The sequence below is a fragment of the Pseudomonas aphyarum genome, assembly GCF_028657055.1.
In the GTDB taxonomy this organism is placed as follows: domain Bacteria; phylum Pseudomonadota; class Gammaproteobacteria; order Pseudomonadales; family Pseudomonadaceae; genus Aquipseudomonas; species Aquipseudomonas aphyarum.
Genome location: NZ_JAMDGS010000006.1, coordinates 149,263 through 162,185, shown reverse-complemented (window position 1 = coordinate 162,185; position 12,923 = coordinate 149,263). Strand labels below are relative to the sequence as shown.

12 protein-coding genes and 1 pseudogene are annotated in these 12,923 nt (G+C 59.3%); 8 read left to right on the top strand and 5 right to left on the bottom strand.

Annotated features, from left to right (window positions below):
• Nucleotides 1-3: 3 nt before the first annotated feature.
• From fahA to M5G18_RS09925, 3 genes are all read left to right on the top strand, one after another.
• A complete protein-coding gene (gene fahA, locus M5G18_RS09935; protein WP_273899695.1) occupies nt 4-1,308 on the top strand; it encodes a fumarylacetoacetase in 1,305 nt (434 codons plus the stop codon).
• 12 nt (nt 1,309-1,320) lie between these two features.
• Nucleotides 1,321-1,959 carry a maleylacetoacetate isomerase gene (gene maiA / locus M5G18_RS09930; RefSeq protein WP_273899696.1) on the top strand — a complete coding sequence of 213 codons (639 nt, stop codon included), beginning with the start codon at nt 1,321-1,323 and terminating at the stop codon, nt 1,957-1,959.
• Nucleotides 1,960-2,040: 81 nt separating this feature from the next.
• Nucleotides 2,041-3,438: an MFS transporter gene (locus M5G18_RS09925; RefSeq protein ID WP_273899697.1), complete on the top strand. Its 1,398-nt coding sequence runs from the start codon at nt 2,041-2,043 to the stop codon at nt 3,436-3,438.
• On the opposite strand, the gene M5G18_RS09920 is transcribed toward M5G18_RS09925, so the two are convergent.
• Nucleotides 3,362-4,165, bottom strand: coding sequence for a SirB1 family protein (locus M5G18_RS09920; RefSeq protein ID WP_085729665.1), 804 nt, complete (start codon nt 4,163-4,165; stop codon nt 3,362-3,364). The two genes, M5G18_RS09925 and M5G18_RS09920, sit on opposite strands and share 77 nt — an antisense overlap.
• A 184-nt stretch (nt 4,166-4,349) precedes the next feature.
• On the opposite strand from M5G18_RS09920, the gene M5G18_RS09915 reads away from it, so the two are divergent.
• Nucleotides 4,350-5,369, top strand: a complete 1,020-nt coding sequence (locus M5G18_RS09915) for a Glu/Leu/Phe/Val dehydrogenase family protein (protein WP_273899698.1) — start codon at nt 4,350-4,352, stop codon at nt 5,367-5,369.
• A 156-nt stretch (nt 5,370-5,525) separates the two neighbouring features.
• Here the strand turns inward: M5G18_RS09915 and M5G18_RS09910 are convergent.
• Nucleotides 5,526-5,780: pseudogene (locus M5G18_RS09910) on the bottom strand (YebG family protein); the annotation flags it as partial.
• 293 nt (nt 5,781-6,073) lie between these two features.
• On the opposite strand from M5G18_RS09910, the gene M5G18_RS09905 reads away from it, so the two are divergent.
• The 3 genes from M5G18_RS09905 (at nt 6,074) to M5G18_RS09895 (ending at nt 8,411) form a co-directional block, all read left to right on the top strand.
• Nucleotides 6,074-6,574, top strand: a complete 501-nt coding sequence (locus M5G18_RS09905; protein ID WP_273899699.1) for a phosphate-starvation-inducible protein PsiE — start codon at nt 6,074-6,076, stop codon at nt 6,572-6,574.
• A 77-nt stretch (nt 6,575-6,651) separates the two neighbouring features.
• Complete coding sequence (locus M5G18_RS09900) at nt 6,652-7,515, top strand: DUF6602 domain-containing protein (protein WP_273899700.1); 864 nt, start codon at nt 6,652-6,654, stop codon at nt 7,513-7,515.
• On the top strand, nt 7,512-8,411 hold the full coding sequence (locus tag M5G18_RS09895; protein ID WP_273899701.1) for a DUF4238 domain-containing protein: 900 nt from the start codon (nt 7,512-7,514) through the stop codon (nt 8,409-8,411). Before M5G18_RS09900 ends, M5G18_RS09895 begins: the two co-directional genes overlap by 4 nt.
• 94 nt (nt 8,412-8,505) lie before the next feature.
• Here M5G18_RS09895 and M5G18_RS09890 read toward each other — a convergent pair whose 3' ends face one another.
• From M5G18_RS09890 to M5G18_RS09880, 3 genes are all read right to left on the bottom strand, one after another.
• Nucleotides 8,506-8,820 (bottom strand): DUF3509 domain-containing protein, encoded by a 315-nt coding sequence (locus M5G18_RS09890; protein ID WP_273899702.1) that lies wholly within the window; start codon nt 8,818-8,820, stop codon nt 8,506-8,508.
• 199 nt (nt 8,821-9,019) lie between these two features.
• Nucleotides 9,020-10,321, bottom strand: a complete 1,302-nt coding sequence (locus M5G18_RS09885) for an HAAAP family serine/threonine permease (protein WP_273899703.1) — start codon at nt 10,319-10,321, stop codon at nt 9,020-9,022.
• A 63-nt stretch (nt 10,322-10,384) separates the two neighbouring features.
• On the bottom strand, nt 10,385-11,761 hold the full coding sequence (locus tag M5G18_RS09880) for an L-serine ammonia-lyase (RefSeq protein ID WP_273899704.1): 1,377 nt from the start codon (nt 11,759-11,761) through the stop codon (nt 10,385-10,387).
• Nucleotides 11,762-11,896: 135 nt separating this feature from the next.
• Between M5G18_RS09880 and M5G18_RS09875 the strand changes: the two genes are divergently transcribed.
• Complete coding sequence (locus M5G18_RS09875) at nt 11,897-12,844, top strand: LysR substrate-binding domain-containing protein (RefSeq protein WP_011332523.1); 948 nt, start codon at nt 11,897-11,899, stop codon at nt 12,842-12,844.
• Nucleotides 12,845-12,923 lie beyond the last annotated feature (79 nt).

Sequence of the window (12,923 nt, the reverse complement as noted above, 5' to 3'; positions counted from 1 at the left end):
CCCATGACTCAGAATTCCATCACCCGCAGTTGGGTCGCTTCGGCCAACGGCCACACCGAATTCCCGCTGCAGAACCTGCCGCTGGGTGTGTTCAGCCACAACGGCTCGGCACCACGCGCGGGCGTGGCGATTGGCGAACACATCTTCGATCTGCAAGTCGCGCTGGAGGCCGGTCTGTTCGACGGCGTCGCGCGCAGTGCCGTCGAAGCCATGCGCGGCGGTCAGTTGAACGCCTTCTTCGAGCTCGGCCGCGATGCCCGCGTTGCCTTGCGTGAACGCCTGCTGGAACTGTTCAGCGAAGGCAGCACTCATCGCGGCAACATTGAAGCCCAGGGCGCAAAACTGCTGCCACTGGCCGCCGATTGCCAGCTGCACCTGCCGGCGCGCATCAGCGATTACACCGACTTCTACGTCGGCATCGAGCACGCGCAGAACGTTGGCAAACTGTTCCGCCCGGACAACCCGCTGCTGCCGAACTACAAACACGTGCCGATCGGCTACCACGGTCGTGCGTCTACCGTGCGCGCCTCCGGTGCCGACGTGCGCCGCCCGAAAGGCCAGACCTTGCCGGCCGGTGCGACCGAGCCGACCTTCGGCCCATGCGCGCGTCTGGACTATGAGCTGGAACTGGGGATCTGGATCGGTCAGGGCAACGAGATGGGCGAGCCGATTGCCATTGGTGACGCCGCTGAACACATCGCCGGTTTCTGCCTGCTCAACGACTGGTCGGCCCGTGACATCCAGGCCTGGGAATACCAGCCGCTCGGCCCGTTTCTGTCCAAGAGCTTTATCACCAGTGTTTCGCCATGGGTGGTGACTGCCGAAGCGCTGGCGCCATTCCGCACCGCGCAACCGGCGCGTCCGCAAGGTGATCCGCAGCCGCTGCCGTACCTGCTCGACAAGCGCGATCAGGATGGCGGTGGTTTCGACATCGAGCTGGAAGTGTTGCTGCTTACCGAGAAAATGCGCGAGCAGAATCTGCCGGCCCATCGCCTGACCCTGAGCAACACCCGCTACATGTACTGGACCGTCGCGCAAATGGTCGCGCACCACAGCGTCAACGGTTGCCAGTTGCAGGCCGGTGACCTGTTCGGTTCGGGCACCTTGTCCGGGCCGGAAAACGGTCAGTTCGGCAGCCTGCTGGAAATCACCGAGGGCGGCAAAAAGCCGATTGAACTGGCGTCCGGCGAAGTGCGCAAATTCCTTGAAGACGGCGACGAAATCATCCTGCGCGCCCGCTGCGCCCGCGAAGGTTTTGCCTCGATCGGTTTCGGCGAATGCCGTGGCACCGTGCTGGCGGCGCGCTGACAGGAGCGGCTCATGGATCTCTACACCTATTACCGTTCCACCTCGTCATACCGGGTGCGGATCGCGTTGGCACTCAAGGGTCTCGACTATCAGGCGCTGCCGGTCAATCTGATCGCAGCGCCCGGTGGCGAGCATCGGCAACCGGCGTACCTGGCGATCAATCCGCAGGGCCGGGTGCCGGCGCTGCGCACTGATGACGGTAAGTTACTGATTCAGTCGCCGGCGATCATCGAGTATCTGGAGGAACGTTATCCACAGGTGCCGCTGCTGCCCGAAGACCTTGTTGCCCGCGCCCAGGTGCGCGGCGTCGCGGCGGTGATCGGCTGCGATGTGCATCCGTTGCACAACGTCAGCGTGCTCAATCGCCTGCGCGGTCTGGGGCATGACGAACCGCAGGTGAACGAGTGGATCGGTCACTGGATCAGTCAGGGGCTGGCGACGGTGGAGCAGTTGATCGGCGACAGCGGCTTCTGTTTCGGCGAGTGGCCGTGCGTGGCGGACGTGTACCTGATTCCGCAGTTGTACGCGGCCGAGCGGTTCAACGTTTCGCTGGAGGCGTATCCACGGATTCGTCGGGTGGCCGCGTTGGCGGCTGAGCATCCGGCATTCATTGCGGCGCATCCGGCGAATCAGCCGGACACGCCGAAGTAGCATTTGATGGCTCCCGTGCAGCGCACGGGAGCCATTCCGGTTACCCGCAAAAAAACATAAAAACAAAACAGGTACCTTGCGATGCACAACCAGATTGCCAGCTTTCGGGCGGCACTCGACGCCCGTCCTGTGTCCCGCTTTCAGTGGTTGCTCCTGATCCTTCTCGCCTTGTTGCTGGTCACCGACGGTTATGACGCCCAGGTGCTCGGTTACGTGGTGCCGGCGCTGGCCCAGGACTGGGGCCTGGAAAAGTCCGCATTCGGCCCGGTGTTCAGCGCGAACCTGCTCGGCCTGACGCTAGGCTCGCTCGCTGTGACGCCGCTGGCGGACCGCTTCGGCGTTCGACGGATTCTGCTCGCCTGCGTGCTGATCTACGCCAGCCTCACGGTGCTGATGGTGTTCGCCGATTCCCTGAATACCCTGATGATCGCGCGCTTCATCTGCGGTATCGGTATGGGTGGCGCGATGCCCAGCGCCATGGCGTTGATGTCGGAATATTCACCGCCACGCCTGCGCACGTTGATGGTGACGCTGGCGGCGTGCGGCTTTTCATTCGGCGGTGCGGCAGGTGGTTTTGTCGCGGCCGGCTTCATCGACCGTTTCGGTTGGCAAGCAGTGTTCCTCGCCGGCGGTGTCACGCCGTTGCTGCTGTTCCCGTTTCTCTGGTGGATGCTGCCCGAATCCCTGCCACGTCTGCTGCGTGATGCGCCGCCGTATACGCGCCTGCGCAAAGTCACCGCACGGATGCTGCCAGACTGGCAACCGCCCGCCGCATCGGCTGAGCAGAACGAACGCGAGCAGGGCAGCAAACTGACCGTGGTGGAGTTGTTCCGCAACGGTTACGCACGCCCGACCTTGCTGATTTGGGCAACGTTTTTTGTGAGCCTGATCCTGCTGTATTTCATGATCAGCTGGCTGCCGTCGCTGCTGCTGGAAAGTGGCCTGAAACTCAACGAAGCGAACCTGGTGACGTCGATGTTCCTGTTCGCCGGCACGCTGGGCGCGATCTGCATGGCGTGGTTCGCCGACCGGTTGAAAAGCAAGGTGCGACTGCTGTCCGGCGTGCTGGCTGGCGCGGCGGTGTGCACGATTTTGTTAGGCCTGAATCACGACAACCCGCGTTATCTGGTGGCCTGTGTGTTTGCGGCGGGGTTCTGCATCATCGGCGGGCAACTGACGCTCAATGCGTTCGCCAGCAATTTCTATCCGGCGCATGTGCGTGCCACCGGCACTGGTTGGGCGTTGGGAGTAGGGCGGTTCGGCTCGATTCTCGGGCCGCTGTTCGGCAGCCTGTTGCTGGCGATGCACATTCCGGTGGAGCAGATTTTCTTCTTCTGTGCGATTCCGGCAGTGATTGCGGCATTGCTGATCATTCAGGTGCGTTCACCAGCCACTGCGCTGCTCAGTGGACAACCGCGTTCGGCGGCAGATGCCCCAGTCGTTCCGTCAGGCGAAGTCGCTGAATCGGGTCGTCACTGAGCAATAGCGCGTGCTCCAGATCGAAACGCTCAGCGTTCGGGCAATCGAGGCGCTGGTACAGACTGGCCCGCGCCAGGTAGTCGGCGGCGCTGGCATTGCCCAGCTCGAGCACGCGCTCGGCATCGATCAGCGCCGCGATGAAGTCGTCGTGGGTCAGGTGCAACTGGCGCAGGTTGCGTGACAGACGCTGAAGCATCTGCACCGGTTCGGCAGTCAGCAGGTGGTCGGCGTTGAGTTTCATCTGGTGGCCGTACTGGCGATGCAGCAGTTCGCGGCAGTCGTTCGGATACAGACGCCGCCCGCCGCACGGATCAAGCAGGTGATCGGCCCCGGGAACCTTCAGCAGGAAATGCCCGGGAAAGTTCACGCCCACCAGCGGAATCTCCAGGCCACGGGCCAATTCCAGAGCAATCAGTGCCAGCGCCAGCGGCTGACCGCGTTTGGTCTGCATGACTTTGTGCACCATCGCGGCCTGCGGGCGCAGCGGTACGAAATCATCTTGGGCAAACCCCAGGTCGGTCATGCGTCGCAGCAACGGTTGCGCCAGCTCGCTGACCGGCAGCAACGGCAAGCCATAACTGACCCGCTGCTGCAGTTCCTTGAATTCCTGCAGCAGCGCTTCGGGGTCGGCTTGTTTGTCGTGTTCGGCGGCCATCCACAACGCCGCTTCGAACAGCGCGGGCGGTGAACGGTGCAGACAATCGAAGAAACGTTGGCGCGGACTCATCTAAATCTCCGGGGCATGCCTCGTTTTAGCCCCGTCTTTGCCATTCGTCCAGTGCCGGGCCGCTCTGCCATCGGGTTATGCCACAACCCTCCGATCGGTGGCGGCGCTTATTCCGGCGCGCTTCAGCAATTTTCAGGCGCAAGCCTATACTGGCGTCTACCAGAAGTGATTCGGGAGCCTGCCGATGTTCGCTCTCATGCAAAGCACTCGCCTGGAATCGCTGCACCTTAGCGTTGATCCGGTGTCCGGATTGAAGGCGGTCATTGCCATTCATAACAGTCGCCTCGGGCCAGCCCTGGGCGGGTGTCGTTATCTTGCCTATCCGAACGACGAATCCGCGGTCGAGGACGCCATACGCCTGGCCCAGGGCATGAGCTACAAGGCCGCGCTGGCTGGCCTCGCCCAGGGCGGCGGTGTCGCCGTGATCGTGCGGCCGGCCCATGTGGAAAACCGCGGCGCCTTGTTCGAAGCCTTCGGCCGTTGCATCGACCAGCTCGACGGGCGCTACATCACCGCCATCGACAGCGGCACGTCAGTGGCGGATATGGATTGCATCGCCCAGCAAACCCAGCACGTCACCAGCACCACCTCGGCCGGCGACCCCGCGCCGCATGCGGCGATGGGCGTGTTCACCGGGATTCGCGCCACAGCCATGGCGCGGCTGGGCAGCGATAACCTCGAAGGCTTGCGCGTGGCGATTCAGGGGCTGGGGAATGTCGGTTTTGCCCTCGCTGAACAGCTGCACGCAGCCGGTGCCGAACTGCTGGTCAGCGACATCGACCACGGCAAGGTGCAACTGGCGATGGAACAGCTCAACGCCCATCCGATTGCCAACGACGCATTGCTCAGCACGCCATGCGACATCCTCGCGCCGTGCGGCCTCGGCGGTGTGCTCAACAGTCACTCGGTCACCCAGTTGCGTTGCTCGGCGGTGGCGGGTTCGGCCAACAATCAGTTGACGCATCTGGACGTCGCCGATCAACTGGAGCGGCGCGGCATCCTGTATGCGCCGGATTACGTGATCAATGCCGGCGGGCTGATCTACGTTTCCCTCAAGCATCGGGGCGAAGAACTGACGACCATCACTGCGCACCTGTCGAAAATCAGTTCGCGGTTGACCGAAGTCTTCGCCCACGCCCAGGCGGAAAAACGGTCGCCCGCGCGGGTGGCGGACGAGCTGGCGGAAAAGGTGTTGTACCGCTGAGATTGGTCCGGGCATGAAAAAGCCCCTGAGTCTTTCAACTCAGGGGCTATTCAATTCAAGTGTCGCTTACTTTGCAGTCTTCGCCGCTTTGGCGGGTTTGACTGGCGCTTCTGCCGCATCAGTCGCGTCTGCCGTCTCGGTCGCTACAACCGGTTCGGCCGGTGCGTTGATCAGCTCCGACAGTGCGTCAGGCTGGCTCTTGAACGCCCGGGCGAACACATCGCGGTTCTTCGCCATGAAGATTCCGACTTCTTCCACTTGCTGCTCGCTCAACGAAGGAACGGCTTTTTCCAGCACTTCGGCCAACAGTTCGGCCAGTTCGAGCATTTTGTCATGACGGTCAGCTTCGGCTTTATCCATGAACAAGCGCTCCAGATCTCGGCTGCTGCGGTATACCACTTCGACGGCCATTCACCACCTCACATGCCTTCACATTAAGTTGTCTTTGCGACTACTGTATCTATATACAGCGAAAAGGATAAGCGAATCCCTGCGCTTTGGGTAGTGGCTTTTCAATGTAGACCGGATTCGGATTTTGTCAGCCCGGCGCCTGCGCACAGGTGCGACCAAACGCCACGGCGCGGGTTTCGCGGCGGCTCGCCATGATGGCGTGGCCTCTTTTCTGCATGCATCTGTGTACGTGCGCAATAACCGTCACGTCCAACAAGCAACATCCGCTCGAACCGGGCTAAGGAACCTTCATCGTGAAAATCAACTGGGCCGAGAAACTGCGGCAAAACGTGCATCAACTGGCCGAGTCCCTGGGCAACCTGTTCGTCGAGACCTTCCACTACCTGGCGCTGTTCGCCATTGGTGCGGTAACCGCCTGGGCGGCGGTGATGGAGTTTCTCGGGATGCTCGAGGTAGGGCACATCAAGATCGATGACATTCTGCTGCTGTTCATCTATCTGGAACTGGGGGCGATGGTCGGGATTTACTTCAAGACCAACCACATGCCGGTGCGCTTCCTGATCTACGTGGCGATTACCGCACTGACGCGCCTGCTGATCTCCAACGTCTCGCACCACAACCCGCCGGACATGGGCATTATCTACCTGTGTGGCGGCATTCTGCTGCTGGCGTTTTCTATCCTGGTGGTGCGTTACGCCTCGTCGCAATTCCCTTCGGTGAAAATCGAGAAGCCGCAGCGCAAACTCGGTGCGGGTTCCGGAGAACACCCTGAAGTCGAGAAAGGCGAACTGTAGCAGGTGAAGAATTGAGCGAATATTTAAGAGTGACTGTAAAGTCGTTGAAGTGATCTGAAAGCAAAGGGAGTTGAAAGTTGAGTAAAGAATCTTTTCAGAAATATATCAACGATCAGCATGATGCGTTGTTGAAAACGATCGATCTATTTCGAACGTTATTGCCTCATGTGAAAAATAATGCATCGGTGCACTCGGGCGAGGAAGGCCGCTTTATCGAATTGGCACTGATGCAGTTTTTGCGTGAGAAACTCCCGCAGGGCATTGGTGCAGGCAGTGGTTTTGTCATCGATGTCGATAGCGGCTGGAACTCTCGGCAGATAGATATTCTCCTTTATGATGCGGCGACTTATGCGCCACTCATGAAGTATGGCGACGCGGTTGTCTTGCCTGTGCAGTCTGTCATTGCGGCGATATCGGTTAAAAGAACTCTATACGCAAGCCAGCTTGAAAACGAAATCTCCGCGTTATCCGCCATTGGTGCACGAGCAGGCGGACGCGGATATCCAAAGCCTTATTTGACGCTGGTCGCGTTTGATTCGGAGACTGACAAAGTCTTGACGATGAAGGATAAGGTGTATTCGGCAATCGAGAGCTTTTATAAGCCTCGTATAGATATCAAAGCCAGAAAGCATTTGTACTCTTGGAACGAAATGTTGGATTCGGTTATTGTTTTCGATAGATTTCTGGTCAAGGGCGATAATCTCGCAGCGGATAGCGTCAATAAGGTCAATAAATACCTGTGGACAGGTGGAAAGGATGTAAATCGAAATATTTACATCCAGCATTTGCTGAAAGGTATTCATCGAGCATGGTACGACCAGCGCCGGGGAAATAAGCCGGATGAACATATCCTGGCCTTTCCCAAGGGCGACATGCAAACGGCCGGGAAACTGCAGTTTTGTATTCTGGATCGTAAGTATGTCTGGGATAAATTCAAATGAGTGATAACCCACCCAAAAACCATCACTACGTTCCCCGTCACTTTCTAAAAGCCTGGTCGTTTGATGGAAAAAAGCTGTACAGATATAAGCTTCAACCATGGGGCGGAGATCTTGAAGTGCAAAAGGCGTCTCTTGACAGAGTGGCCTCTGAACATGATCTCTATACAGTAGAGTTTCCTGATGGCCGCTTTGAAACCGAAACGTCTCATGTGACCCCGCAAGTAGATGTTCCGGGGTTTAAGGTTTTAGAAAGGGCGCGCTCGTCCAGTGTTTGTGAATTCGATGCGGAAGATTTACGAGAACTGGCTAATTACGTGGTTTTGCTGGAGGCGCGTAATCCAAAGATTCTAAAAATCATGGACATCCGTCCCCAGTTGTCCGAAATCGCTGAGCAATCCATTCGTGATGGCCTGAAAAAGGCAGACGTTGATCACGTAGCAGATTATCTGAAACTGGGTAATCTCGGGCCTGTGTCTCTTGGTCTATTCATCAAGAATGAGAGTGACGGTCGGTATGGAAAACCTTTTGCCGAGGGGCTGGCAAGTGTCGAGTTACGGGAGTACGAGTTCGATTCAGACCGGCTGTTATGTTCAAATTATCCTGCGGCGCGTTGGGGTAAGTTTGATGGAGAACTATTGCTTGTCTTGGCGATAACTCCACGCAAGGCATTGGTTTACTCATCGAATAATCGGCTTATTGAAAGCATTCCGGATGATCTCAAAGCGGTGCTGTTCAATTTGTACACTCTGGGTAAGGCAGAGGAAGCCTATTATATCGATGGCGCTATGGGTGACTTTGTGCGCGCTCATCTGGGATGGGCCGTGGATCAGACTCTTGAGGAATCGAGAGAGTACGTTGTCAGTATTCTTACGAGCTACTTGAGTCCTGGAATCTAGATCATCAAGCATTTTGCGCATTATTTAACCGATGGCTGCCGATGTTTTTCGTGGAACATCGGCAACCATTCACTGGCCGGAAGCTGAGTATTGGTTACGGGCCAGGTACTGTTCTGTTCTGGTTGTTTTTTCGAAGTGTCGGGCGGGGTATTCCACTGCCGGTCATGGCATCGAGGATCGCCATGGCGCTGTGACCCTGCTCGATGGCGATACCGAACTGAATGCTCTGCACCAGGCGTTTGAGGCGCTTGGGATCGTTGCGCTGTTCGGCGCTGATCATCCTTTTGGCGACGATCCGCCCGCCGTTGGAGAGGGTCAGCATGATGCTGCCGTCGAGCCCCTGAATGCTCAGGTTGATCTGATAGTCCGGCGCGAAGGCATCGGTAATGATCTGAAAAGGATTGTCCATGATGCGTCACCGCCTGATTGAACGTGCAGTTGTTGACCGGCCTTGATCGGGTTGGTTCGCCAAACCTGACCATCGGCCCTTCCGTGGTCCTGTCTCCTTCAGCGATCTAGCAAGGGACATGCCGGGAATATTGTCGAACAATGAAACCGGCCAAAAAGAAGGCGAGCCCATGGCTCGCCTTCTTCGTTTGCGGCCCGTTTCAGGGCAGAACCGAGTAGATGATCGCTGACAGTGCAATCAGGCCGATCAGCACCACGAACACGTTCGACACCTGGCCCGAATACTGGCGCAAGGCCGGCACGCGACGGATGGCGTACATCGGCATCAGGAACAAAAGACAGGCAATCACCGGCCCGCCGAGGGTTTCGATCATGCCGAGGATGCTCGGGTTGAAGGTCGCCACGGCCCAGCAACTGAGGATCATGAACAGCGCGGTCGCACGGTTCAGCCAGCTCGCCGACATCACCCGGCCGCGGCCGCGCAGGCTTTTGACGATCATGCCCTGGAAGCCTTCGCTGGCGCCGATGTAGTGGCCGAGGAAGGATTTGGTGATCGCCACCAGCGCGATCAGCGGCGCGGCGTAAGCGATGACCGGGGTCTGGAAATGGTTGGCCAGGTACGACAGGATCGAAATGTTCTGCGCCTTGGCCGCTGCCAGATCCGCCGGCGACAGCGCCAGCACGCAGCTGAAGCAGAAGAACATCACCGTCACCACCATCATCCCGTGGGCCATGGCGAGAATGCCGCTGCTCTTGCGTTCGGCCTGCTCGCCGTAGCGTTGTTTCTGTTCGACGGCGAACGCGGAAATGATCGGCGAATGGTTGAACGAGAACACCATCACCGGGATCGCCAGCCACAGGGTCTTGAGGAACACCGACATTTGCATCGGTTCTTGAGCACTGGCGAAGAATGCGCCGTTCCAGTTCGGAATCAGGCTGATGCCGAGCAACAGCAACGCGGCGACGAACGGATAGACCAGCACGCTCATGGCTTTGACGATCACGCTCTGACCGCAACGGACGATGGCCATCAGACCGAGGATCAACGCCAGCGACAGCACCGCGCGCGGCGGCGGGGCGATGTGCAACTGGTGTTCGAGGAAGCTGCTCAGGGTGTTGGTCAGCGCCACGCTGTACACCAGCAGGATCGGGAAGATCGCGAAGAAATACAGCAGCGTGATCAGCTTGCCGGCGCCGATGCCGAAGTGTTCTTCCACCACTTCGGTAATGTCACCGGAACGGCCCGACAGTACGAAGCGGGTCAGGCCACGGTGAGCGAAAAAGGTCATCGGAAAGGCGAGCAGCGCCAGGATCAGCAACGGCCAGAAGCCGCCAACACCGGCGTTGATCGGCAGAAACAAGGTGCCGGCACCGATGGCTGTGCCGTACAGGCCGAGCATCCAGGTGGTGTCGAATTTGCTCCAGCCCTTGTGGGCGGTTTCGTTGTTGCGTGTGCGGTCTACAGCAGGATTTTCGGCAGCAGGTGTGCGTACATCGGTCATCGTTTTTGCCTCGTTATTATTCTTGCTCGGGCTCACGTATTACGGGCGGTCAGGGAGTGCTCCTCAGCACTCCACCCAGCTCACGGCCAGGCCGCCCCGTGAAGTCTCTTTGTATTTGTCATGCATGTCGGCGCCGGTATCGCGCATGGTGCGGATCACCCGGTCGAGGGAAATGAAGTGTTTGCCGTCGCCGCGCAGGGCCATTTGCGTGGCGTTGATCGCCTTCACCGCAGCGATGGCGTTGCGCTCGATGCACGGCACCTGCACGAGTCCGCCGACCGGGTCGCAGGTCAGGCCGAGGTTGTGTTCCAGACCGATTTCGGCGGCGTTTTCCAGTTGCTCCGGAGTGGCACCCAGCACATCGGCCAGACCTGCAGCAGCCATCGCACAGGCCGAACCGACCTCGCCCTGGCAGCCGACTTCGGCACCGGAGATCGAGGCGTTTTTCTTGCACAGGATGCCGACCGCTGCCGCACCCAGAAAGAACGCGACCACGTCATCGTCGGACGCGTCCGGATTGAATTTCATGTAGTAGTGCAGGACGGCCGGAATGATCCCGGCGGCTCCGTTGGTCGGCGCGGTCACCATGCGCCCGCCGGCGGCGTTTTCTTCGTTGACAGCAAGGGCGAACAGGTTGACCCACTCCATCGCCGACAGGGTCGAGCTGATGACGTTCGGCTTGCCGATTTCCAGCAGGCTGCGGTGCAATTTCGCCGCACGACGGGGAACATTCAGACCCCCAGGCAGGATGCCTTCGTGACGCAGGCCCTGCTCGACGCACTCGCGCATCACCGACCAGATGTGCAGCAGGCCCTGACGGATCTCGGCGTCGCTGCGCCAGGCCCGTTCGTTGGCCATCATCAGTTCGGAAACCCGCAGGTTGTGCTGCTTGCACAGCGACAGCAGTTCGACGGCGCTGGAGAATTCGTAAGGCAACTCGACGTCGCCGGCCGGCGCCACACCCGATTCCGCTTCGGCCGCTTCGATGATGAAACCGCCGCCGACCGAGTAGTACGTTTGCTCGAACAGTTGCCCGGATGCACCAAAGGCTGTCAGCGACATGGCGTTCGGGTGGTAGGGCAGACTCTCGTCCAGCAGCAGGAGATCGTGCTGCCAGTTGAAGGCAATCGAGCGTTCACCGGCGAGGGACAGTTGGCCTGTCTCGCGCAGTTGCTGGATGCGTGGCTCGATGGTCGAAGGATCGATGCTGTCCGGCCACTCGCCCATCAGGCCCATGACGGTTGCACGGTCAGTGGCATGGCCGACGCCGGTGGCCGATAGCGAGCCGTACAAACGGATTTCCACCCGTTGCACATCGTTCAGCAAATGCTGCTCGATCAGGGCCTGGGCGAAGGTCGCAGCGGCACGCATCGGGCCGACGGTGTGGGAACTGGACGGGCCGATGCCGACTTTGAATAGATCGAAAACACTGATAGCCATGCTAAACCCTTACAAGCAATGGAGTAGGAATCGCTGCCATTTTTTGTAGGACAAGCGCAATGTCGGCGATACTGCCTACCTCGCTTCAACGTGACTAACGAAACTTCCTAAGTAAGCCTTTAGCAGGACTAAACAATGAGTCGTCAATTGCATGCCCAGACTTACGTCTGGCTGCAGGTGTTTTCCTGTGCCGCGCGGCACCTGTCATTCACCCGTTGTGCCGAAGAACTGCACATCACGCCGGGGGCGGTGAGTCAGCAAATCCGACAGCTGGAAGAGCGGTTGGGGTTTCGCCTGTTTCACCGCCGCGCGCGCGGTGTGGAGCTGAGCGCGGAAGGGCAGCGACTGGCGATCACGGTCAACGAGGCTTACGGCAGCATCGACGCGGAATTGCGTCGCCTCGATGCGGGGATGATCAGCGGGATTCTGCGGGTGCGTTCGATTCCGTCGTTCCTCAGCAAGTGGCTGACCCCGCGCCTGCCGCGCCTGCAACAGCGATACCCGGACATCCAGTTGCGGCTGGTGGCCGAGGACAGCAGCGTGCCGTTACATGAAGGGGATTTCGACCTGGCCATCGACCTGAACGACGGCAGTTATCCGGGATTGTTATCCACAGCCTTGCTCGATGAGCAGATTTTCCCGGTGTGCGCGCCGGGCCTGCTGCGCGGACGGCCGCCGCTGCACGGGCCGGCGGATCTGGTGCATTTCCCGCTGTTGCATGACATCACCGCCTGGCGCGGCAGCTATGAATACGCGGAGTGGGAGTTTTATCTGAATGCCATCGGTTTCGAGGGCGCCGATGTCCGGCGTGGGCACACGTTCAATCGCAACCACCTGACCATCGAAGCGGCGATTGCCGGCATGGGCGTGGCGATTGCCCGGCGCACGCTGCTCAACGATGAGCTGGAGCGGGGGACGTTGATCGTGCCGTTCGGGATTTCGGTGCCCAATCACAAGCGCTATGTCTTGCTTTATGCGCCGGGGGCGCTGAGTCATCCGGGCGTGCGGGCGGTGCATGACTGGCTGGTGGAAGAGGCGGGGATTTTCCGCAGCCTGCACCCGTTGGGTGATGGCCAATTGTGAGCAGATTTTTCGGGGCGGCGGGGCGACCCAACTCCCGACCTTACCAGCGCTTTACTCGGTTGTCCGGCTTTTTTTGCGT

Bases quoted from the DNA above. Each gene is read 5' to 3' on its own strand.
- M5G18_RS09885 (WP_273899703.1), bottom strand. From the start codon at position 10,321: ATGACCGATGTACGCACACCTGCTGCCGAAAATCCTGCTGTAGACCGC.
- M5G18_RS09925 (WP_273899697.1), top strand. From the start codon at position 2,041: ATGCACAACCAGATTGCCAGCTTTCGGGCGGCACTCGACGCCCGTCCT.
- maiA (WP_273899696.1), top strand. From the start codon at position 1,321: ATGGATCTCTACACCTATTACCGTTCCACCTCGTCATACCGGGTGCGG.
- M5G18_RS09895 (WP_273899701.1), top strand. From the start codon at position 7,512: ATGAGTGATAACCCACCCAAAAACCATCACTACGTTCCCCGTCACTTT.
- M5G18_RS09875 (WP_011332523.1), top strand. From the start codon at position 11,897: ATGAGTCGTCAATTGCATGCCCAGACTTACGTCTGGCTGCAGGTGTTT.
- fahA (WP_273899695.1), top strand. From the start codon at position 4: ATGACTCAGAATTCCATCACCCGCAGTTGGGTCGCTTCGGCCAACGGC.
- M5G18_RS09890 (WP_273899702.1), bottom strand. From the start codon at position 8,820: ATGGACAATCCTTTTCAGATCATTACCGATGCCTTCGCGCCGGACTAT.
- M5G18_RS09920 (WP_085729665.1), bottom strand. From the start codon at position 4,165: ATGAGTCCGCGCCAACGTTTCTTCGATTGTCTGCACCGTTCACCGCCC.
- M5G18_RS09915 (WP_273899698.1), top strand. From the start codon at position 4,350: ATGTTCGCTCTCATGCAAAGCACTCGCCTGGAATCGCTGCACCTTAGC.
- M5G18_RS09880 (WP_273899704.1), bottom strand. From the start codon at position 11,761: ATGGCTATCAGTGTTTTCGATCTATTCAAAGTCGGCATCGGCCCGTCC.